This window comes from Vibrio amylolyticus, assembly GCF_023145695.1.
GTDB lineage: Bacteria > Pseudomonadota > Gammaproteobacteria > Enterobacterales > Vibrionaceae > Vibrio > Vibrio amylolyticus.
Genome location: NZ_JAJHVV010000008.1, coordinates 132,359 through 154,815, shown reverse-complemented (window position 1 = coordinate 154,815; position 22,457 = coordinate 132,359). Strand labels below are relative to the sequence as shown.

Annotated in this window: 22 protein-coding genes and 1 pseudogene; 12 read left to right on the top strand and 11 right to left on the bottom strand. The window is 43.1% G+C overall.

The features are described from left to right. The first annotated feature begins 11 nt into the window (after nucleotides 1-11). The 5 genes from malQ (at nucleotide 12) to KP803_RS14035 (ending at nucleotide 7,552) form a co-directional block, all read left to right on the top strand. On the top strand, nucleotides 12-2,189 hold the full coding sequence (gene malQ / locus KP803_RS14055; protein WP_248009474.1) for a 4-alpha-glucanotransferase: 2,178 nt from the start codon (nucleotides 12-14) through the stop codon (nucleotides 2,187-2,189). Between the two features lie 259 nt (nucleotides 2,190-2,448). After that, nucleotides 2,449-4,629, top strand: a complete 2,181-nt coding sequence (gene glgB / locus KP803_RS14050) for a 1,4-alpha-glucan branching protein GlgB (RefSeq protein WP_248009473.1) — start codon at nucleotides 2,449-2,451, stop codon at nucleotides 4,627-4,629. A gap of 188 nt (nucleotides 4,630-4,817) precedes the next feature. Next, on the top strand, nucleotides 4,818-5,825 hold the full coding sequence (locus KP803_RS14045; protein WP_248009472.1) for an acyltransferase: 1,008 nt from the start codon (nucleotides 4,818-4,820) through the stop codon (nucleotides 5,823-5,825). A 284-nt stretch (nucleotides 5,826-6,109) separates the two neighbouring features. Further along, complete coding sequence (locus KP803_RS14040) at nucleotides 6,110-6,751, top strand: hypothetical protein (protein WP_248009471.1); 642 nt, start codon at nucleotides 6,110-6,112, stop codon at nucleotides 6,749-6,751. Between the two features lie 348 nt (nucleotides 6,752-7,099). Then, nucleotides 7,100-7,552 carry a septal ring lytic transglycosylase RlpA family protein gene (locus KP803_RS14035; protein ID WP_248009470.1) on the top strand — a complete coding sequence of 151 codons (453 nt, stop codon included), beginning with the start codon at nucleotides 7,100-7,102 and terminating at the stop codon, nucleotides 7,550-7,552. A gap of 192 nt (nucleotides 7,553-7,744) precedes the next feature. Here the strand turns inward: KP803_RS14035 and KP803_RS14030 are convergent, their stop codons facing one another. The 4 genes from KP803_RS14030 to KP803_RS14015 form a co-directional block, all read right to left on the bottom strand. Then, entirely contained in the window at nucleotides 7,745-8,224 is a 480-nt protein-coding gene (locus tag KP803_RS14030) for a phosphatase PAP2 family protein (RefSeq protein WP_248009469.1), read from the bottom strand. 207 nt (nucleotides 8,225-8,431) lie between these two features. Then, the gene (locus KP803_RS14025; protein WP_248009468.1) at nucleotides 8,432-8,920 is read right to left on the bottom strand and encodes a P-loop nucleotide/nucleoside kinase family protein; all 489 of its coding nucleotides are present in this window, start codon (nucleotides 8,918-8,920) and stop codon (nucleotides 8,432-8,434) included. Between the two features lie 118 nt (nucleotides 8,921-9,038). Next, nucleotides 9,039-9,338, bottom strand: a complete 300-nt coding sequence (locus KP803_RS14020; RefSeq protein WP_248009467.1) for an antibiotic biosynthesis monooxygenase family protein — start codon at nucleotides 9,336-9,338, stop codon at nucleotides 9,039-9,041. 89 nt (nucleotides 9,339-9,427) lie between these two features. Beyond that, the gene (locus KP803_RS14015; protein ID WP_248009466.1) at nucleotides 9,428-10,039 is read right to left on the bottom strand and encodes a LysE/ArgO family amino acid transporter; all 612 of its coding nucleotides are present in this window, start codon (nucleotides 10,037-10,039) and stop codon (nucleotides 9,428-9,430) included. Nucleotides 10,040-10,144: 105 nt separating this feature from the next. Here KP803_RS14015 and KP803_RS14010 point away from each other — a divergent pair, with 105 nt between their 5' ends. Continuing rightward, nucleotides 10,145-11,044, top strand: a complete 900-nt coding sequence (locus KP803_RS14010) for a LysR family transcriptional regulator ArgP (protein ID WP_248009465.1) — start codon at nucleotides 10,145-10,147, stop codon at nucleotides 11,042-11,044. 15 nt (nucleotides 11,045-11,059) lie between these two features. Here KP803_RS14010 and KP803_RS14005 read toward each other — a convergent pair whose 3' ends face one another. Then, a complete protein-coding gene (locus KP803_RS14005) occupies nucleotides 11,060-11,944 on the bottom strand; it encodes an AraC family transcriptional regulator (RefSeq protein ID WP_248009464.1) in 885 nt (294 codons plus the stop codon). Nucleotides 11,945-12,117: 173 nt separating this feature from the next. Between KP803_RS14005 and KP803_RS14000 the strand changes: the two genes are divergently transcribed. Next, entirely contained in the window at nucleotides 12,118-13,323 is a 1,206-nt protein-coding gene (locus KP803_RS14000; RefSeq protein ID WP_248009463.1) for a sugar efflux transporter, read from the top strand. 104 nt (nucleotides 13,324-13,427) lie between these two features. Here KP803_RS14000 and KP803_RS13995 read toward each other — a convergent pair whose 3' ends face one another. Continuing rightward, nucleotides 13,428-13,787 (bottom strand): glutaredoxin family protein, encoded by a 360-nt coding sequence (locus KP803_RS13995; RefSeq protein ID WP_248009462.1) that lies wholly within the window; start codon nucleotides 13,785-13,787, stop codon nucleotides 13,428-13,430. An 80-nt stretch (nucleotides 13,788-13,867) separates the two neighbouring features. Next, on the bottom strand, nucleotides 13,868-17,092 hold the full coding sequence (locus KP803_RS13990; protein ID WP_248009461.1) for an EAL domain-containing protein: 3,225 nt from the start codon (nucleotides 17,090-17,092) through the stop codon (nucleotides 13,868-13,870). A 190-nt stretch (nucleotides 17,093-17,282) separates the two neighbouring features. On the opposite strand from KP803_RS13990, the pseudogene KP803_RS13985 reads away from it, so the two are divergent. From KP803_RS13985 to KP803_RS13965, 5 genes and pseudogenes are all read left to right on the top strand, one after another. Beyond that, nucleotides 17,283-17,536: pseudogene (locus KP803_RS13985) on the top strand (putative 2-aminoethylphosphonate ABC transporter permease subunit); the annotation flags it as partial. Between the two features lie 65 nt (nucleotides 17,537-17,601). Next, nucleotides 17,602-18,312, top strand: a complete 711-nt coding sequence (gene phnR, locus KP803_RS13980; protein ID WP_248009460.1) for a phosphonate utilization transcriptional regulator PhnR — start codon at nucleotides 17,602-17,604, stop codon at nucleotides 18,310-18,312. Nucleotides 18,313-18,346: 34 nt separating this feature from the next. Next, nucleotides 18,347-18,592, top strand: coding sequence for a hypothetical protein (locus tag KP803_RS13975; protein ID WP_248009593.1), 246 nt, complete (start codon nucleotides 18,347-18,349; stop codon nucleotides 18,590-18,592). A 121-nt stretch (nucleotides 18,593-18,713) separates the two neighbouring features. Beyond that, nucleotides 18,714-19,235 (top strand): DNA mismatch repair protein, encoded by a 522-nt coding sequence (locus tag KP803_RS13970; protein ID WP_248009459.1) that lies wholly within the window; start codon nucleotides 18,714-18,716, stop codon nucleotides 19,233-19,235. Nucleotides 19,236-19,396: 161 nt separating this feature from the next. Continuing rightward, nucleotides 19,397-20,470, top strand: a complete 1,074-nt coding sequence (locus KP803_RS13965) for a beta/alpha barrel domain-containing protein (RefSeq protein ID WP_248009458.1) — start codon at nucleotides 19,397-19,399, stop codon at nucleotides 20,468-20,470. 78 nt (nucleotides 20,471-20,548) lie between these two features. Here the strand turns inward: KP803_RS13965 and KP803_RS13960 are convergent, their stop codons facing one another. From KP803_RS13960 to KP803_RS13945, 4 genes are all read right to left on the bottom strand, one after another. Next, complete coding sequence (locus KP803_RS13960; RefSeq protein ID WP_248009457.1) at nucleotides 20,549-20,935, bottom strand: VOC family protein; 387 nt, start codon at nucleotides 20,933-20,935, stop codon at nucleotides 20,549-20,551. A gap of 30 nt (nucleotides 20,936-20,965) precedes the next feature. Next, the gene (locus KP803_RS13955; protein ID WP_248009456.1) at nucleotides 20,966-21,409 is read right to left on the bottom strand and encodes a GNAT family N-acetyltransferase; all 444 of its coding nucleotides are present in this window, start codon (nucleotides 21,407-21,409) and stop codon (nucleotides 20,966-20,968) included. Between the two features lie 84 nt (nucleotides 21,410-21,493). Beyond that, nucleotides 21,494-21,952: a GNAT family N-acetyltransferase gene (locus KP803_RS13950; RefSeq protein ID WP_248009455.1), complete on the bottom strand. Its 459-nt coding sequence runs from the start codon at nucleotides 21,950-21,952 to the stop codon at nucleotides 21,494-21,496. Nucleotides 21,953-22,019: 67 nt separating this feature from the next. Further along, nucleotides 22,020-22,445, bottom strand: coding sequence for a lipocalin-like domain-containing protein (locus tag KP803_RS13945; protein WP_248009454.1), 426 nt, complete (start codon nucleotides 22,443-22,445; stop codon nucleotides 22,020-22,022). Nucleotides 22,446-22,457: the final 12 nt, after the last annotated feature.

Below are 22,457 nucleotides of genomic sequence, written 5' to 3'. Positions count from 1 at the left end.
CGGAGAGAGCGATGACAAATAAAAATGCATTACAACAAGTCGCCGAAATGGCTCGACTCGCTGACAGTTACATCAGTGCTTGGGGTGAAGAAGCAAAAGTAGAAGATGAGACACTATTAAGCTTATTAAACTCACTTGGCTATGACACACGCAATGATGCTGCATTGTTGAAATCAGCAGAAAAGAAACATAAGAAACCGGTTCTAGAGCCTGTTTTAGTGCTTCGTGACGGAGAGCCAGTAGAAGTTGAACTTAACCTAGGCGTGAGCGCGAGAGAAAGCGAGTTTAGCTGGCGTTTAGAGACGGAACAAGGTGACGTACTTGAAGGCTATCTTCAATCTCAAATCGTAAGAGATGAACGAAAAGAGGGTGGCCCTTTAGTATTTACTCTACCTAACGATCTTGAGTGGGGTTATCACAAGTTGGTCGTTTCACGTAAGCGCCGTAAATCGCCTTATGAAATGTCGCTGATTGTGACTCCTCAAGCTTGCTTTAAGCAAGAGGCAATGAGTGCTGGTAAAAAAATGTGGGGGCCGAGTGTTCAGCTTTACACATTGAGAACCTCGCATAACTGGGGCATTGGTGACTTTGGCGATCTTAAACAACTGGTCGCTGATATCGCATCTCGTGGCGGTGATTTCGTTGGGCTCAACCCAATCCATTCGCTCTTTCCTGCTAATCCAGAAGGGGCAAGCCCGTATAGCCCGTCGTCTCGTCGATGGTTAAACATATTATATATTGATGTAAGTTCAGTCCCTGAGTTTGCATTAAGCAGTGAAGCGCAGCAAACGGTTGGCAGTGCTAAGTTCCAACAACGACTGCAAAAAGCGCGTGAGTCGCACTGGGTCAATTACACTGAAGTTGCTGAGCTCAAAAATACCGTTCTACCAATGCTATATGCTGAGTTTAAGACACGCCACTTAGACAAAAACAGCGAACGCGCTCAAGCGTTCTTATCGTTCGTCGAGCAGGGCGGTGATAGTTTGGTTCATCAAGCGGCGTTTGATGCGCTTCATATTGAACTGCATGAAAAAGATACGAATGTTTGGGGATGGCCTGTTTTCCCTGAAGCGTATCGTCAGTTTGATAATGCGGAAGTACAACAATACATCAAGCAGAATCAAGATAGCGTGCATCTTTATATGTACCTTCAATGGGTTGCTGATACGCAGATAAACGAAGCACAAAACTTAGCTGAAGAGAAAGGCATGGCAGTCGGACTGTATCGTGACCTTGCTGTTGGTGTCGCCGATTCTGGTTCAGAAACGTGGGCCGATGATGGCAGTTTGGTTTTAGATGCAAGTATTGGTGCGCCGCCTGATATTCTCGGTCCGTTAGGGCAAAACTGGGGGCTGCCGCCGCTCAACCCACAAGTACTTCATGCGACCGGCTACGATGCGTATATCAAACTACTGCGCGCGAATATGAAGCATTGTGGTTCACTGCGTATTGACCACGTTTTAGGGTTACTTCGTTTATGGTGGATTCCAAAAGGCGAAGACGCAACGAAAGGCGCGTACATCTATTACCCAGTGCAAGATATGCTTGCTATTTTGGCGCTGGAATCTCATCGCCACCAATGCAGTGTGATTGGTGAAGATTTAGGGACGGTTCCAGATGAGATTGTTGACATCTTGCGTGATGCTGGAGTGAACTCATACAAAGTCTTCTTCTTCGAAACATCAAAAAAGGATGGCGGCTTTATTTCTCCGGCGCATTATGCCGAGCAGTCTATGTCTGCGTTATGTACTCACGATATGCCAACACTGCGCGGCTTCTGGCATTGTGATGACCTGAAAATGGGTCATGAAATTGGCTTATACCCAGACAAAGATCAGCTAGAAGGGCTGTACTCAGACCGATTGTTATGTAAGCAAGGTATTCTTGACTCTGTGGCTTGGCATGGCTATTTACCAGAAGGAATCGGCCGAGATGCGTCTCAAGTTCCAATGGATTCGTATTTGAGTGAAGCGCTTCAGCTTCACGTCGCTGCGGGTTCATCATCGCTACTCAGTGTACAGTTAGAAGATTGGTTAGAGATGGAGCAGCCTGTTAATATTCCGGGAACGGTGAATGAATATCCAAACTGGCGTCGTAAGCTCTCTATGAATCTGGATGAGATTTTCGCTCGGGAAAGTGTTAATCGCATAACAAAACGATTAACGGAAGTTCGTGCTAAAGTAAGGTAGAGATTATTAATTGTACGTTTTTAGTGACTCTTAGTACCAGTTGCGTAGAAAAGTATAAACTCGGTCACTCTAAAAAAGACTGGAGTTCGGTAAACTACATCTGCTAATTTTAAAGCCTGCTTAATAGTGGGCTTTTTTATTTAACAAACAATAAATTATACAAAAAGTAATTCGATAAAAATTACTTATATAAAGAACAGTTAGATCACAACGAGTTGTATGGAATACATTGTAGAAAGTTAGGTTAGGAGAACTTAAGTTGAAACAAACAGGGCTTAATAAAATTACACAGGCATACACCCAACTTTCGCATGCGGCATTTGCTGACCCATTCTCATTTATTGGGCCGTATTTGTCAGCAGAGCAAGGCGCACTGCGAGTATGGATGCCAGATGCAGACAGCGTAGAATTGGTGATTGAAGGCGAGGAAAGAATAGAGTTAGAGCGTGAAGACTCTTCAGGTTTTGTTTTAAAACAGTCTCGCGATCTTCGTTTCACTCACTACAAACTTGCAGTCAACTGGGCGGGTACCGAGCAGCTGATTGATGACCCTTATCAATACCACACGCTATACGCAGGTTATGATGAGCTGCATAATCCGAAAGAGATGTATCATCAGATGGGCTCGCAGTTTGTAACGCTTGAGCGCGATGGTAAATCTATTTCTGGCACACGTTTTCTTGTTTACGCGCCACATGCATCGGCCTGTAGCTTAGTGGGTAATTTCAACTCTTGGGATGGCCGTCGTCATCCGATGCAGCGTTTAGACTACGGTATTTGGGGCATCTTTATCCCAGATCTAGAAGAAGGCGCACAATACAAATTTGAAATGAAAGGGCCTAATGGTGAAGGCTTACCGCATAAAGCGGACCCTTGGGGCTTCTACAGTGAGCAACACCCTTCATTCTCATCCGTTACTTACAATCATGACCGATATGAGTGGCAAGACAGTCAATGGCAAACTCGCCCAGTAACAGAGAAGCGCCGTGATGCTCTTTCTTTTTATGAGCTTCATGCGGGCTCTTGGAAGCGCGATGAGAATGGCGAATTTTTAAATTATCGCGACCTCGCAGCCGAGCTTGTCCCTTATCTTGTTGATTTAGGTTATACCCATGTAGAGTTGATGCCTGTTTCAGAGCACCCGTTCTATGGTTCATGGGGTTATCAACCAATTGGTCTATTTGCACCAACCAGCCGTTTTGGCAGCCCTGACGACTTCAAATATTTTGTTGATCAGTGTCACCAAGCTGGTTTAGGTGTGGTATTGGATTGGGTTCCTGCTCATTTCCCGTCTGATGACCATGGTTTGGCTAACTTTGATGGGACACCGTTATTCCATGATCCTGATCCACGTCGTGGTTGGCACCAAGATTGGAGCTCTTACATCTACGATTTAGGTCGTGAGCATGTTCGTCGTTTCCTAGTATCGAACGCACTCTATTGGTTTGAACAGTTCCATATTGATGGTATTCGTGTTGATGCCGTTGCTTCAATGCTGTATCTCGATTACTCGCGTAGCCACGATCAATGGATACCAAATGTCGATGGTGGCAATGAAAACTACGATGCAATTGCAACACTGAAATGGATGAATGAAGAAGTGTACAAACACTTCCCGAACGCCATGACGATTGCAGAAGAATCGACGGCTTTCCCTGGTGTATCAGCACCGACCTTTATGGGCGGCTTAGGTTTTGGCTTTAAGTGGAATATGGGTTGGATGCACGACAGCTTGTCATACATTCAAGAAGATCCGATTCATCGCCAATACCACCACGATACCATCACATTCCCGTTAATTTACGCACACACAGAGAACTACGTATTGTCTTTGTCGCATGATGAAGTGGTGTATGGTAAAGGCTCTATTCACGATAAGATGCCGGGCGATGAGTGGCAAAAAACCGCTAACCTTCGCGCTTATATGGGCTACATGTACGGTCAGCCAGGTAAGAAGCTGAACTTTATGGGCGCAGAGATTGGGCAAACCGCGGAGTGGAATCATGATGATCAACTTCAGTGGTTCTTGCTAGAGTTTGAACGTCATCAAGGCGTACAAAACCTAACCCGTGATTTGAACCACTTGTACCGTAATGAGCTGGCTCTACATGAACTCGATAGTGATCCACGCGGCTTTGAATGGCGTTTACAAGATGCTTCAGATGTCAGCGTTCTAGCGCATGAGCGAATCAGTGAAAATGGTGAGCGAGTATTGGTCGTGAGTAACTTCACACCGGTACCACAAGATGAGTTTACGCTAGGTATGCCTATCGAAGGTGAGTACGAGTTGATGTTGAACACTGACAACGCCCACTACAACGGTAGCGATTATCATGTTTATCAAAACGCAGTCACACAATCGGTTGAAAGCCAAGGTTTGGCTCAATCATTGTCATTGCGTATACCGCCATTAGCAACGGTATTCTATAAGCTGAAATAGTGTTGTTCTTAGGGTTTTATCGTATTGAAATAAAAACGATTTACACTGTGAATTAGCGAGCGAATTAATAGTGAAAACTAAAGCCGAAGATTGAATGTTCTCAATCTTCGGCTTTTTATTTTTAGGTGGGTTGATGAAGATTGAGTTAGTGAGGGTTGAATTAGTGACGATAGAAAAGAGGTGCGATTTTGTGGGCAAATAACTTACGAGTCTTTTCCGTTTTTGCCGTTGTTCTGCTACATGTTGCTTCAGACTTTGTTAGTGATATTGACGTTACTAATCCAATCTTTGGCAGTCGAAGTTGGTGGGCCGGCAATGTTTACGCTTCGCTTACTATGTGGTGTATCCCTCTTTTCATTATGATCAGTGGTTACTTTCTATTGAATAAAGAAGAGCCCAATACTGTCTTCTTTAAAAAGCGCGTCAAAAAGATTCTGATCCCTCTAATATTCTGGTCTCTGTTTTATTCGTTATGGGTACTATTGAAGTATTACCTAAAGGGTGATGTTTCTTCAGCCTTTTTCACCGTTGCGAGAGGGTGGGCTTTGGGTGAGCCTTATTACCACCTTTGGTATCTCTTTATGATTCCGTTTTTATACTTGGTGACGCCACTGATCAGAATCATCATTCATTCTATAACTCAGAAAGAGATGCTGGCTTTTATCGTCGTATGTTTTGGGCTGGCCATGCTTTCAGCGATGACTAACGTTGTGCTTACTTATTTTGAACTCAGTGCTAAGGTCAGCTTATTTACCAATGATTTTCTAAGCTATTTAGGCTATTTCTGTTTGGGTGGCTATATCGCGAAATACAACATTAAGGCGAACACGAGTTGGTGCTTTATCGCGCTTATAAGCTCTTTATTAATCACAGTGACTGGCAGCTACTTCATCACGCATCTCTACTTTTATTCCTACCTCAGCATCAATATTGTCGTTGCTTCTGTCGCGTTATTTTTCATTATCAAAGAGTACGCAGATAAAGACGTTAAGTTAGAAAGGTTTACGGCCTTTAGTTTCGGCATCTATCTTATCCATCCTTTATTTATTAAGTCGATTGAGTTGTTCGAAGAGTGGTTGCTCGCTTGGGTGGATGTGTACCTTTATATCCCTTTCGTCGCGCTTGTCGTGTTTACTCTTTCGTATTTAACCGCTTTTCTTATGAGTAAGGTTAAGTACTTGAACCGATGTATATAAGCTGAGTTCGTTAAAGGAAATTGGAAGAGCTAGCTTAAAAATCTACGATTAGCTTGAGAGTTGAGAGTTGAGAGTTGAGAGGTAACAACCACTATTGCGTAGAACATCAATGAATCGGGACAGAATTAAACATTTTGTTTCTAACAATTTCACCTAATTAAACCTAACGTCACTGATTAGCGTCCAAATATCGCAGTATTTTATATGTTCATATATGCTTATGGTTGTACGAATGAAATGGTAAACACTTCTCATTGTCATAAATAATAACAAAGGACTGATTTATGCCACTAACGTTAGACCAAGCTGCTCAGCTAATGAACCGAGATTTAGAACAATTTTTGAATCGCTGCCCACTGTCGATTAGTAGTGCAGGTCAAAAGAAAGGGACGGTTAAATTTTATCTATATAGCCTCGGGGACACCGCTTACGGTATAAATCAAGGCGTTAGAATGAATGAGATGCGCTTGCGATTATCAACGACAGCGCTGTCGAGTAATGCAAAAGCAGTGCAATGTATCCATATTCCGGTCTCTCAGTTTGAGCAACTTAAGCCAGAATCTATTTCAAAAGTAACGCATTATGATGCCGCTGACTTCCTTGTTACCACTCAGTTGACGGGCTGTACCTTTGCTATTCGTAAAGCAAAAGGAGGTGGCCTTGAGTTTTTACATGTACAACCAAATGGCGACTTTGATGGCTCAAAAATACAGAAAGCGATTAAAACAGAGTTTCAAGTGTCCTTTGGTAAAGGGGATGGCTCTAATGCTTCAACTTATGGCAATAATACTCGAGTGACGGTGTTAGGGCAGCGTAGAAACAATTTTTGGAAAGTCTACGCGCAATATCAAGATGCCAATGGGAATGTGACGGGTGTTGATTGTATTTACGAAGAAGCAAATTCTGCTGTTGCGTACGTTGACTAACCAGTATTAATTAACGAGAATATTCGCTGTTCGTAATTCTACATTGAATCACTACTTAGGCTGCATATGCAGCCTTTTTGTTTTTAGTCGCCCTGCCATATCAGTGATATTTACACTGTATTACTCTTCACTCTTTCGTACTGGAAGGACACATTGTCCGAATAAAGTGAGGTCTTTGAATCGATGTATGTAGATTGACTTTTCAACCCTAAAACCTTTCTTAATCATGACCTAATGAAACATTGACCATGAAAAAATAAGTGAATCCTATCGGATGACTGTTTTGGCTCGAAGAGATAATGCTTCAAGCAGCATTGTGAACCAGCAATCGCAACAAAACGGAGAAACATGAATAAAAAAGAGACCCAAAGTAGCATGAAAAAATTACGTTTTATCTTTACCTTTATTATCGTTGCTATATTAGCCGGTTGTTCTACAGCCTCGGCCATCGATACGCAAAAAACAAGAGTGTATTCCAACTCACATGAGCTTGTTGGGCAAGCTTCTTGGTATGGTAGAAAGTACCACGGAAGACTCACTGCGAGTGGTGAACGATATAATATGAGGGCCTATACAGCCGCGCATAAAACCTTACCTTTTGGGACCATTGTTAGGGTAACCAATACTGCTAACAATAAGAGTGTCGATGTCAAAATCAATGATCGCGGTCCCTTTGTGAAAGGCCGAGTGATTGACCTTTCTTACAAGTCATTTGGAAAAATTGCGAGTACTAAGGGCGGGTTAGCACCGATAAAGATAGAGATCATTGATGATACAAATACTTTTAGATACAAACACTAATCAAGGATATTTTGGCGAGTAACTAGCCTATGTCCTTACGTTGAAGGAAGAACGAGCTAACACTTTCTCTAGCTCGTTTAATGTCGTTAGCAATCTTTACGTTTGGCATAGCTAAGTGATGAGTATTTGCTTTGAAAACAGGTTATGGATAGTTAGCAGAGGCGTCAGATCTTGATGCTTTCGATACCTCAATTAAAAGATTTTCAGCGCGACCATTGCGGCTATTAAACCAACCGCCAAACCAGTGATAACGTCACGCCAGTGGTGCTTAAGTGCTCGGACTCTCCCCAAACCAACGAGTGATGCTAATCCATAAGAGAGCAGGCCAATTAGCCAGCCATGCCACATTAATAGAGCAGTAGAGGCTGCAAACGCATTCGCTGTGTGGTTTGATGGAAAGCTGTCATTACCGCTTAAATCAGGACGTTTTGCATCAATCAAAAACTTGCCAACTAACCCAATGACCGTCGCAATTGAAACGATGATACTGGCGTTTTTAAATTGCTCCCAATCCCCGCTAACGGCAGGAAAGAGAATCGCAGTCGAGACTAAGCCATAGACACCCACATCACTCAATGCTTGCCAATTTAACGAACCAGCGAATTGGATACAAAAGTAAATCCAAAGCAGAGCAAGCAAAAAAAGTGGGTGGAATAAGGCAGCTGAAAGCATTCATCGATATCTAGATAATGATAGGAACGCCATTATCTATAAAGCTTAAGTTCGAATCGAATTAAGATTGTAACTAAACATGTTAAGTGCTGATAAAAGTAACGGCCGTTATAGCCATTTAGCCATAACCTATAGGTAGAATGCTGGACTTTGATAGAGAATCCAAAGCCCAACAGTTAGTTGATTCTATTGTTTTTTAGTGAGCGACTAATTAGGCTTTGTGGCAGGTTTGACTAGGGTGATAGTCTCGTCAAATGATGGAACTTCAAACCAACTCCAAAACAGTGACAGCATGTCTGGTGTCATCTCATAGGCCTGTTCGCCTCGGGTAGCATTCCGTATGAGCGCCCGCTGTTGGCAGACTTCAAAATCCACATCGAGATAGATAAGCTCAAAATCAAGGTTGTGGCTTTTTGCCCACTGCGCCATCGCTTCACGATCTGTTTTTTTCCACAAACCTAAATCAAAGATTACCGGCAGCCCAAGCTCGATCATTTCGAGCGCAGACTGCTTAAATAGGGACTGGAGTGTGTTGAGCCGAGCATCAAATACATCGCGTTCCATGTGCTCACCGTAGAGCGGGATCATCCATTCATCGATGGAGAAACGAAAAGCAGAATGCTGCTTAGAAAGGTGTTTTGCGTAGGTGGTTTTACCTGAGCCGATAAAACCACAGAGACAATAAAGCTTGGTCATGTATTTCCTTTAATCTTCGGCAGTGACGCCTGAACGTTCTAATATGTCCGTATCGAACCCATCGATACTCTTTTGATTTTTCTTACGCCAATAGGCTTCGATGTCCGTTTTATCGCGCTTATTCATTGTTTGCAAAATGGTACTTACGAATGATTTCTACGACCTCTACGCTGTAAGATTTATACCATTTCTCTCGACCTAAGTTTTGTGCAACCCTGTGCTTCGTATTTTTATGCCAGTTTTTAATATCTTCTTCTGAATGCCAATAAGAAATTGCGACTTCTTGATCACCTTCGGTGACGGAGTAGAAGTCGACACAATTGTACTGTTTAAAAGCAAGATCACGCATGATGGCGACGGTGTCTGAATAGTGCTCATCTTGTTTGTCTGCTACAGCTTTAAAGATTACCGCGTACATTTATCCATCTCTTTAGTGCAGGAGCAAACTACACTAGCACAGATAAAAAGTAGTGATAGTTATCAGGTTTATAGCGTGAGCAGCGTCGATTAAATGGACTGAAACAGCTGCCACGCAATGAATATCATGACGAACCCAATCAGTATATCGATGACTTGTTGCACCTTAGGTTGGTTCAATATGGGTGCCATCTTGGCAGCAATAGTCGATAGACTAAAGAACCAAAAAAAGGAAGCTGCGACGATTCCAAGTGCGAACGGAAGACGGTCGGGTTGAGCATAACTCGCGCCAATTGACCCCAGTACAACGAAGGTATCAAGGTACACATGTGGGTTTAGAAGGGTGACCGCGAGCGTAGCACTGATCACAACCTTTCGAGACATGCTGTTATCCGTGACCGTTAAGGTTTCAGTCTTCGCTTTCCATGCCCGATATAACGAAGTTAAACCATAAAAGGTGAGAAACAGAACACCGGCGTAAGTAATAATGGAAAGAGCTAATGGCGATGCTGACAGCAATTTACTACCACCGAATATTCCCCCAAACACCAAGAAAGCATCGCAGGTCGCACAGATCAATGCAGCGGTTAAGTGGTGCTGTTTTCTAATACCTTGATTTAATACAAATGCATTTTGTGCACCGATAGGGATGATCATTGCTGCACCAATCCCAAACCCTTGTAGCCATACCCAAGCACTCATTCCTATCTCCGTTTCATTTTCTTAACTTCATTTATTACAGAGTATGGGATAACCTAAAATAAGTAACTCTAATTAAATTAATCCTTGATAAGGAAAGCTAATATCATGGTGGATTACAAGGCAGTAGCTGCTTTAGACGCAGTGGTGTCGTTAGGCAGTTTTGATTTGGCGGCGCAGAAGTTATTCATTACCCAGTCAGCCATTTCGCAAAGAATCAAGCAGTTAGAACAGTCTATGGCTCAGCCGTTGCTGATACGGTCTGTGCCCCCGAAAGCGACAGAAACGGGGCAAAAATTACTTGGCCTGTATAAACAAGTTAAGCTGTTAGAGCAGGAATGGTGGCCAGATAACCAGCGGGATATTACCGAACTGGCGCTAGCGAGCAATCACGATAGCTTGGCATTGTGGTTGCTTCCCGCATTGAAATCGGTTTTAAGTCAGCACGAGGTTTCGCTCAATATTGTTCTAGGGGATGAAAAAAACACGTTGGATAAACTACGCAGTGGTGAAGTGCTTGCGGCCATCAGTGCTGATTCGAAACCGATAACGGGGTGCAGCTGTGACTATTTAGGTCAACTGACTTACCGCTGTGTGGCAAGCCCCAATTTCGTTAAACGCTATTTTCCTAATGGCGTGAATAGTGAAGCGTTAATGAGTGCGCCTGCGGTGATTTTTGATCAATATGATGAAATGCATCATCGGTTTCTAGAAGCGCATTTTGGACTGAAAGAAGGTCAATGGCGATACCATACCCTTCGCTCTCCAGAAGCATTTGTGACGATGGCCGAATTGGATATTGGTTATGGCATGGTGCCCGACCTGATGATTGAAGAGCGCTTAATAAGTGGTGAACTGGTTGATTTGTTACCCGAGCATGGTTTTGCACGCGATCTCTATTGGCATCGCTGGGCATTAGAGCAAGGTATTTTGGCGGAAGTGACTAAAGAGGTGAAACGGAAGACGTGTTCACTGCCTCAGTATGAAAAACCAAATGGTGTGTACTGAACAACAAGATTCGTCTTAATTGAATCGCCGTCTAAAGTCTGTGGGTGTCATTAATTTCAACTGTTTAAACTGGCGGTTGAAATTAGAGATATTCTTAAACCCTGTCTTTTCTGCAACCAAAGAGATCGGTAACTGGCTGCTGGCGAGAAGCTCGCAGGCTTTACCGATTCGGTATTGCTTCAAATGTTCTGAAAAGCTCATGCCATAGTGTTTTTCAAACATTCGATATGCGGAGCTTTCGCTCATATGCAGCTTTTTACAGATATCTGCGATCTTTATCGCGTCTCCATAGTAGGTCTCGATATAGCGTGTGGCTCGTTCAATACGTTGGTTAAGCTCATTGTCTTCAGTGGTTGTCGAACGGTAAGCGGTCGCGGAGAGTTTTTTAATCTCATTATCATCGGCGATGAGCACGAGGATCTCGATCATCTTTATCGCTTGATAGTGGCGATCTAATCCATCCATATCAGACAGCAATCGTGAGACTTTTTGAGCGGTTTGTACACTGAATGAGAGCCCAAAAGCAGAATTCACTAATAAATTATTTAGGTGACGTGAATCGGGCAATAGAGCTTGCAATCGCTCGATCCAGTGATGGGTGAACCAGATGATTTGAGTATGGTGTGTATCGTTAGTTGGTTTTACGCTGCGCCCTGCCACCATATGTGGCAGCCCCGGCCCATAAAGCAATAACGTATTGTGGTGAATCTCCCCAATCGCATCACCAGCAAAATAATTCCCTTGGAATGCGTGGTTTGGGTCAAGATACAACACTAATTCGTATTCCGCGTGATAGTGCCACGGACAGGTGAATTCATTATTGGCATGCTCACAGTGATAATTTTTGACGAACCAGTCAAAGCTCGGTGCATTTTGAATGTGTTCAATTAATGGCTTCATGATAGTTTCCAATAGTGGGCGGTGTACTTAGGCTAATGCGATGAGTTATTTCTGTCAAAGTTTGGACTAATAGTGAATGAATAGTATTAGAGGTGGCTCGAATTGCATCATTATATGATGATGTAATTGCGTAGACTAAACGTATTAAAAGCACTAGCTCAAGGGAGCCATCAATGGTTCGAGACAACAAAAAATACTTGTTCATTTTCGCGGCATTTACCATTGGATTATGCGGTTCGTTTTTTTATCCACTTTCAAGCCTGTTTCTTGTTGAAGAGCTGAATGCTAGTCCGATGATGCTGAGCTTGTATATGATATTGTCAGTGGGCAGTTCCGTGATTGTTTCTCAATTTATCGCTAAGCGTTCAGATACTCACTGGAGCAGAAAAACCATTCTTGTCGCCGCACTTTCGGGTAATTTCATCATGGTGCTCAGCTTTACAGTGATAAGAGATTACTGGACGGCAGTCACTATTGCTGTCGTTTTTGGCAGTATTAGTGGGGCTGCATTTGGCCAACTATTTGCACTCGGTCGTGAATATGGCGATAAGTACGTGGCTAATAGCACCAGTTTTTTATCTACGATGAGGGCAGGGCTAGCAATCGCATGGGTATTTGGCCCGCCCATGGCGTTTATGCTTAAAGCCCAGTTTGGTTACAGCGCTTCGTTTGCGTTATCAGCGTTAACCGTTTTCATCGGGCTTCTGGTTATCGCTAAGTACATTCCAGATGAAGTGGTGAGCAAAGAAGAAAAAATTGAGGCGGTGAGCAATAAGAAATCGGTAGGGGGGCTTGTTGTTCTCTATTGTGTTGCAATGGTCTGTGTTTTCTCTGCCAATACGTTGTACATAACCAGTATACCGCTTTATCTTTCTCAAGAATTAAAAGTCGATGTGAGCTGGCTTGGATTGTTGTTTGGTATGGCAGCGGCGTGTGAGATCCCCGTTATGCTCACAGCAGGCAAAATGGCGGAGAAAGTGGGGACAGTGCGGATCATGATCCTATCAGTTGTTTCCGGTGCAGTGTTCTATTTGGTTATGCTGTCGAGCACGACTTTTGGCGCAATGTTGGCGGCTCAGCTATTAAATGGGTTCTTTATCGGAATATGTGCCACCCTCGGCATGGTTGCACTTCAGGATATGATGAAAGATCAATTGGGCACCGCCTCGACCTTATTTTCGAACATGATGAGCATCAGTGTTCTCGTATCGAGCTTGGCTATTGGCGTCGTTGGAGAGATTTTTGATTACTACAGTGCGTTATATTTTAGTTTTACTGGCGTAGTGATTGCGGTAGGGCTATTGATTGTGTTTGAAAGGTTAGAAAAGAAGCAGAGAATCGAAGAAGCTCTTAGGTTACAGAGTGTCGTGGATAAGTGAGTAAAATAAGAATCACACTGAAGATGTATTGCTTCAGAGGGCTTTTGTTAAACAGCCGCTGTTCACATTTTATGAATAGCGGCTTATTATTGGTATTTTAATAACTAAGCAAACTCTTGCTCTAGATAGTTTACGATATCTGAAGATTCATACATCCACGTCGTTTCGCCATCTTTTTCGATGCGTAGGCAAGGCACTTTAACTGCTCCACCGTTTGTACGAAGTTCTTCTCTGTGCGTTGGGTCATTCTTCGCGTCACGAAGGTCAAATTTCACAGACTGGCGTTTCATTGCACGGCGAACTTTGACACAAAATGGACAAGCTTCAAATTGGTATAGTGCCAATGAACTTGCCTTTTGATCGATCTCTTGCTGAGTTGCAGGGTCACGTTTAATGCCCCTAGGGGTAAAAATGAAATTCAAAGTTAAGATAACTTTCCCTAAAAACCAACGAATAAACTTCATAACTTCTCTTCTTGATAGGGTGATAATTTGCGATAGTGTAACAGTGTTATCGACTTGTGAGTAGAGTTGTAGCGTTAACGTTAGTTCACCCAGGCCTCATCAGGTGCCCAGTGCTCTATCCATCCAGAGATTTCGTCAGCAGGCAATGGTGGTGAAATGCCATGACCTTGAGCTAGAACACAACCCATCTTAAGTAGTTGAGTCCCATGTTCGATGGTCTCTACTCCCTCTGCAGTGACTTGGCGATTAAACGCTGTTGCTAAGCTGATGACTCCCATCACAATAGCTCGATCATCGGCGTCATCAAGCATATCTCGCACAAACGTTTGATCGATTTTTAGTACTTTGGCGGGTAATTGTTTTAGATAGGTTAAGGAGGAGAAACCCGTTCCGAAATCATCAAGAGCGAAGCTGATCCCCAAGTCCATGCACGCTTTCATTATAGAGAGTACTTCGGTAATGTCGCTAAGTGCACTGGTTTCAAGAATTTCAAGTTGTAAGGATTTAGGGCAAACTTTTGGGTGCCTTTTCAGTGCGTCAGATATTTTTGAAACAAAGTCTTTTTGCTGCAGCTGAAAAGCATCAATATTGACACTAACAGGAAGAATGATATCTTCGAATCGCCATTTTTCCATTTGGGTGAGCACGTTATCGATCACCCAATCAGCCATTTTTAGACTGATGGGGTGGTTATCTATGATCGGTAAAAATGCGTCTGGGAAAAGCAACCCGCGTTGTGGGTGTTGCCAACGAATTAAGGCTTCAGCTCCGATCACCGCACCAGTTTCCATGTTGACTTTTGGTTGGTAGTGAAGGGTAAATTCGCCTTTTTCTAACGCCTGTGTAATACGCTCAATGGTCTGATATTGGTATTTTATAGACTGGTTTTCGTAGATATCGAAAAGGTGATAACGGTTCTTTCCGAGTTGTTTTGCACTATACATCGCCTGATCTGCGTGACGCATTAATTGATCAGCGTTGGATTGATCTTGAGGGTAAAAGGTTACCCCGATACTTGCCGATACTTGCAGTGTCTTCTTATTGATAGCGATAGGGCTTTTAGCTGCCAGTAGAAGCCTATTTACAATCTGTTCAAATTCTTCAATGTTTTCGATACCAATCAATACAATGACAAATTCATCACCGCCAATTCTGGCTAGCGTATCGCCATCTCTCAGTGTTTCATTCATACGTTTTGAAACCACAACAAGTAATTCATCACCAATATCATGGCCATGAGTGTCGTTAACTGCTTTAAACCCATCGAGATCAAGGTAGGCAACGGCTAGGGACGTTCCGTCGTTGTCAGATTGCTTCATGGCACTTTTTAGTCGTTGTGCGAGTAATATTCGATTTGGCAGATTGGTAAGAACATCGTAATGGGCTATGTGTTCAAGCTGTTTCTGTTGTTGCTTAATCGAAGTGATATCTGAAAAAAGCGCCACATAATTTTGTGTTATGCCGTTCGCGTCTGCGACAACACTAATGGTCATTAGCTCCGCATAAACTTCGCCATTTTTGCGTCTGTTCCATATCTCTCCTGACCAGTGCCGACTCTTGGTTAGTGATAGTCGCATAGAGTAATAAAACGCGTCATCGTGGTAATCTGATTTAAGGGATCGAGCGTCGCGGCCAATGATCTCTGAATGGGAGTAACCAGTGATCGCGCTAAAGGTCTCATTTACGTCAACAACGATTCCCTTTGAATCAACGATGATTATGCCTTCCTTAGCATGGGTAAACACACTGGCGGCGAGCTTAAGTTGCTCTTCTGTTCTTTTACGTTCAGAGATATCGATAAGCTCGACGACTCTTGCCTTCGCACCTTTATAGATAATCTCTTTACCCGTCATGGATATTGGGTATTTTGAGCCATCTTTGCGTATTCCATGTACCTCATAGGTTTCACTCTCGTCTGCATCTATTTTAGCGAGTACAGTGTCTAAATCTTCGGTAGCGATGAGATCCAAACCATTCATACCAATGAGCTCTGAATAATCAAACCCCGTTATTTCTGATAAACCATTATTACACTCTAATATACGACCTCGTTGATGAATAATGAGTCCGCCATAAGTGGCTGCGCTTAAGGCTTTAAAGCGCTCTTCACTGTGAAGTAATGTATTTTTCGTTTCAGCTAATCGAAGGTTTAAGCGATGTAGATGGACAATGACCGCACTACTGATAGTGACAACTAAGAATGCGGAAGCTAAGGCGAGAAACATCCATTTAGGGATATGATATGGGCTAGGATCGTAAACAAATCCGTCGAGATGCCGATCATTTTCAACCAGTCCAGACCTTACAAATGTGTCTGCCATGTGCTGCCAACGCTCTGGGTTCATATTGCCGACGGGGATGAGGTCGGGGATAATGAGTTTTCGCATTGCGCTAGCTTCAAAGCGTAGGTGCTCTCGGGACTTTGGAACTTGGTATTCATTGATAAGAAGATCAATCACCTCTTCCGTATGGTTCATGGCGTAACGCCACCCTTTTAGAGTTGCTCTTAGCATGGCTTGAACGCGCCGTGGATTTTTGCGAAGTTCGTCCTCAGTCGTGAAGAGTATGTCACTGTAAAAATCGACTCGATAATTAATCGGGTCGATGATGTTGTAGGTGATACCTTGTTTGTCTAAGTAAAATGGCTCGTTGGTAGAGTATGAATTGAAAGCGTCGGTCTTGCCGGAAATAAGATCATCGAGTTGGTAGCTACTTGGAATAATATCAACCTGAGACAGTGAGACTTTCTCATTGAGTAGCATGGTCAAAAAGTCCGCGTCCTGATTCTGGTTTGCCAGCATAACTTTCTTGCCGATGAGATCGTGTACCGAACTTATATTAGAGTCTGCTAGTGTAAGGAGAATAGAGGGCGAGTGCTGAAATATAGCGGCTAGTGCAACAAGTGGTTCGCCCTGTAATCGGTGATAGAGCACTTCACTATTTCCCTCTGCATATTGGGCTTCTCCGGAAAGAACTTGTGAAACGGGCTGGTGGTCAGGGTCGCCACTGTGAAGTATTACATTGAGGCCTTCTTCGGCATAAAAGCCTTGTTCAACAGCCGCGTAATATCCTGCAAATTGAAATTGGTGATGCCATCTAAGTTGTAGCTCAACGGTATCGAGTTTGGGGGGATGTTCGGCAAACGACACGGGAGAAAAAATGGGAAAAGTGGTGAAAATGAGAGACACAATCCAACGAGGTAGATCAGGTACTAGAGCAACCAGAAACGGCCTCATAGAGCGTTCGACGGCGTTTGATAGACACTCCAATACTCTACAGACTAGTGTTGAGTTACCTCCTAACATTGAAGCCTACCTCCATTAACAGCCCTTGCTTTGTAAGAGCCATCAGGTCCGATTATCCATATCAAAATTACTATACTTACAATAATATCGATAAACAAATCTAATACCTTGTTAGGAATCAATGTGTTTGGTTTATAGTGTTCATTAATTGCAAATAATTCTTATTCTTGAGATGAGTCTTCCAGTCTGATTACTTGCGGTACTTGATCTTACAACCTATCTATTTGTGAACGCGTTAACGACGACATCAGCGGTGATGTCTCTCTAATCTACCGACACCATTCTAGCGTCAGCCACCGTTTTGACTATGGATGATGCAGGACAAACTGGTGCGGCAGCGGCAATGGCTGTTATGATTATGATTTCTGAGGCAATAGCAAAGCGATTGCATTTCGTAATCAGTAAGTTACTAAAAATTGAACGCAAGCGTGGCGCAAACGCTGATCCCTGTTTGAGTTTCGTGCGTTCAGGACATGGTTGTTGAAGGACTAAAGAGGCAAGGGTAGAAAGTGCAGTATGTTAAAATTAAAGATTCCATTGTAGAGCAGATTGCCTCTGGCATGCTGGCGCCTCGCCAAAAGCTGCCTGCAGAACGAAAGTTAGCCGAGTCATTTGACACCACACGGGTAACACTGCGTGAAGCATTGTCTCTGCTCGAAGCGGAAGGCAAAATTTACCGAGAAGATCGTCGTGGCTGGTTTATATCCCCAATGCCATTGCAGTATGATCCGACTCAAACGCTGAATTTTACCAATATGGCATTGGCGCAAAATAGAGTACCTAGAACCGAGCTTATTGCGGCGAAAGGGATGCTCGCCAATAAGCAAGCATCTAGCCTACTTGGATTAGAACCGTTTGCAAATGTCTTTCAAGTGGACCGAGTTCGATACTTGGAAGAGCGCCCAGTGGTGTATGTGACCAATTATGTTCGCCCAGAGCAGTTTCCAAATCTTTTAGAGCACGACTTATCGCAGTCACTAACGGGCATCTATCGAGAGCACTATGGGGTGACTTATCAAAAAATTCGCTATCGCATTTGCAGTAGTTCACTGATTGGTGATGTCGCTCAAGCGCTTAGAGCCACATCAGGCACACCAGCAATGATTGTTGAACGAATTAATTACAGCTCAGAGGGTGAGTTAATTGATTGCGATATTGAACATTGGCGCCATGACGCGATTAATATCTCCTCTGTTGCTGAGCTTATCGAGAAAGACTAGAGATGGATAAGAATAGGATATGAACGGACAAAAAGTGTACCTCGTTTTGTATTGTCACAACATTGGAATGACGGACTTTTCATTTTTTGAAACTGAAGATTTTGATAGAGAAGAGGGCTACATTGTGCGAGGTAAATGGCCCAATGAACAAGCCTTTCGGGATTATTTGAAAACAGAGTTTGATGATATGAGCAACCTTCATGTGATTGACCTTATTGCGCAAGGGAAGGACGCGGAACAGTATTCGCCAGACGAACTTATGCGTTTATCACTGGCTTAACTCGGTCTGTTTACGATATCTATTGCTTGAATTTTCCTGCCCCATTACGAACATTTTGTCGCATGATGCCATCTGCGTATTAAACTTATTTTATTGATGGTTTGATACACAGTGGCATTGGATGAGATTACATTTCCCACCCCCTTGGGTACTTGTGCTTATAGGTTTGATTCTTAATATCCTGGCGATTCTCATGTCGAGTGTCGTGCTTGACAGGCTAGGCCGTGACATAGATGAGTTAGAGAGAAATAAAGAACAAAACTTATACTCAATTCAACTCGCCTGGAAAACAGTAGAAACGCTTGAGAGAAAGAGAGAGTTACTACTGACTCATATTCAGCTTGTCGGCAGTGAAGACGCCTCTAGAGCATTGCAAGATGCACTAAGAGGCCAGTTAAGTAATTGGGTTTCCGGTGACGTTCCCGATTTTACTTTGGAGAATCTATCTTCATTGATGGTGTTGATTAACCAAGCCCAGCAACAAGCACGAGATCAAATTGATGATCACTACCTAGAAAATCTTGAGATATTAGAAGAGATGCGAGGGTTGAATGAAAATATAGCTTGGTATAAAAATATTGGACTCTTTCTACAAGTATTCGGCTTAGCGTTGATTTTGGCCCGAGACTTAGCCAAACGATAAATGTAGCTGTTACAACGGAGCCATTTCTCAACATTTTTAGCCAACTAATTGATCTCACTCAGCGATACTGTGATCAGTGTCGTGGAACCTATATTCAACCATATCCACAACCGTTAGAATCCGAGCCAATTATATTTGGCACTCTTAGTAAAAGGCTCGTTATGACTACAGCAACTCAGTTCGAACTCTACGACATTCTCAAGACCTATGAAGATAACTATCAAAATGGTCCCTTCTTTGATGCCAAGATGCCGGTTCGCCCAGCCGTAACTCAGACTCACAAGGTGTTTGATTTTGAAGTTAACTCTCGTCTAGGCGTACCAGCAGGGCCACTATTGAACAGTCATTGGTGTGATGTTTATGCACAACTAGGCTTTGATATTCCTGTCTACAAAACGGTAAGAAGTGTTGAGCGTAACTGTCATCCTGCGCCAAACTGTGTCTTTTTAGACAGTGATAAGCAGTTTAATAATACTGATATCAACACCGTGATTCAGCCAGGCTTACGTCCTTCTCAAGATGAGCGTATTACGATCACTAACTCGTTTGGTGTTCCTTCGCTAGCCCCTTCCGTGTGGATGAAGGATATTGAAGAAGGCAACCGTAAGATGGCTAAGAACCAACTTATGATTGTTTCGGTAAATGGTACCCCAGGTTTGGCAGAGCGTGATTTGATTGAAGATTACGGCTATGTGTCAGCAATGGCCAAAGAAGCGGGCTCTAAAGTGATTGAGGTGAATTACTCTTGCCCTAATCTAGGTGGAAGTAAAGAGGGTGCACTTTTCTCAGATCCTGAAAATTCAGCGTTGGTTTCGAAAAAGATCCGTGAATCTATCGGCGATACGCCTTTGCTGATCAAGCTTGGTTGGATGCCTGCTGAACAACTGGAAAAAGTCATTGAAGCAAACCGACCGTATGTGGATGGCTTTGCGGCTATCAACACCATTCCACGTCAAGTAGTAACACCAAATGGTGAAGCGGCTTTGCCTGGTGAAGGACGCCTTTCAAGCGGTACTTGCGGCTTTGCGATTGGTGATCTCGCTGAAGAAGTGACACAAAACTTGATTGACCTTCGCACGAAGTGGAAAGACGATTTTGTTATTTGCTCTGTGGGAGGAATGATGAACGCGGAAGACCTGCACCGCAGGCTTGATATGGGGGCTGATTTAGTCATGAGCGCAACGGCTGCGATGTGGGACCCATACCTCGCGCAAAAATACCATGAGTACAAATAAGTCACGTTTGTAGCTTCAACTCAATCAAACTAAAAATGCTATTAGTGCATTGAGGCACTAATAGCATTTGCACATATGTTAGGTACTTTCTTCCATCTTCCAAGGTGGGTTAAGGCGATTTTCACCAGCCCAATACAACTTTATCTTGTTGCCAGAGGGGTCACTTAAGCTTGCCTCTTTCCACAGGTAGGGCTGCATCGTTGGCTCTTGGTCAAATTGGACACCCAGTTCTTTTAAATCAGCGACGAGCTTATCAAGCTCTTGATGTTCAAAATAAATAACGCCCCGACAATCCAGGTTTTCTTTTGCCGGATCTAGATATACTGAGAATGAGGCGTTACCATCGGGGAGAGAAAAACGAGCATAATGGTCATCAGCAACAATTTGGATGAGACCTAACTTTGTATAAAACTCTATCGCTAAATCGATATCGTGAACCGCGAGCGTAACTTGATTTAAGTTCATTTACTTTCCTTGTGTGATTCCAAAGTCTCGTTACTTACGTATTAAAGACATGGGAACGAAGCGAATACCATTAAACTCAGCCTCTTCCCCTGTAGCAATAAAACCGTTGTGATTGTAAAACCCAACCGCATTGACCGATGAACGTAAGCTAATTTCATTCGCGTTAGTTTGGCTTAGTAAATGATTCAGCAGTTCTCTTCCTAAACCAGAGCCTTGCGATTTGTTTGAAACAAATAGGTGAGTTAAATAGTGGCCATCACGTAAAGCCGCAAACCCTACCAATTCCCCTCCAGATACCGCCTTAATTGATAAGAAATTATCAGAAAGTGTACTGGATAAATCCAGTAAAACGCGCTGTTCATACTCAAGCTTTCCTTGCGCATTAAACAGTGGGAGTACATCTGTTTTTGAAACCTCGGATACCAGTTGAACCACTGAGTCTAAATCGGCGGCGGTTACTTCTTGAACGTCCATATCTGATGGTTCCTTATGTGGGCCCAGAGAGCCTTAATTTACTGGCATCTTGCTTTGCTGCTTTCCTTACGATCATTGTTCATCCTAACTGAGGGACTTTTGCCAATGTAGCTGATTTTTATGTGCAGCTTTATAATCCTTGAATTCACAAGAGCTATACAGGCTTTTGGCTGCAAGGTTGCTGCTTTCGACTTCCAACGTGATTTTTACATAGTCTTTCTCTCGACAATACTGCTCAATGCCCTTTAGTTGAAGCTTTCCTAGCCCCTTACCTCTGTGGCTGCTTGATATCATAAAGTCGTGGATATTCATTACTTTCTTTGCCCGATGCGTTGAGAAGGACTCAAAGCACACGACGATACCAGCAGGTTTGTCATCGGAAAAGCTAATGAAACCATGAAAGTACGGCAGGGTAAATACGTGTTCTAACGTAGTTGCTATGTGTTGTTCAGAGAGCTCTGGGGCGTATTCCCGAAATAGAGAACCAAACACTTTTCTATGTTCTTGGTTATCTACGTCGATACAGATCACTGTATTATTCATCGTTATTTCCATAAAAGTATAGGCATCTGTGCTTATGCAATAGCGAGTCGCATGGGCGAGTTTGAAATCATTCGATACGCTGATACACCTCTTTTACATACCCATCATGCTCTGAAAAACCTAGCTCTTTGAGTGGGTAGTCGCCTTCCTGAGTTAAGGTATTTCCTGATAAAGACAGTTTGAAAGATATTGATTTGCCTTCATAGTTGGGATACGTGCAATAAGTCACATGTTCAGTATAAATGTCGCCGAGTAAATCGTAACGACCACCTCCCGCATCTAATGTTTTACTGCCTTGTAAGCGTTCTTGGTCGGTAACCGCTGCGCTGTACGCTGTTCTATTGGCTGTTTTCGAGTAGAAAGAGAAGTGGGTTCCGGTAAATAACTTCACCATTTCTCGGTTTGCATCAAAGGTATTTTCTGTCTTACCTGAAACTGTCATTTGTGCATCAATGAGACGCCATTCTCCAATGAGTGATTTTTTATTTATCATGCGATTCCTTTG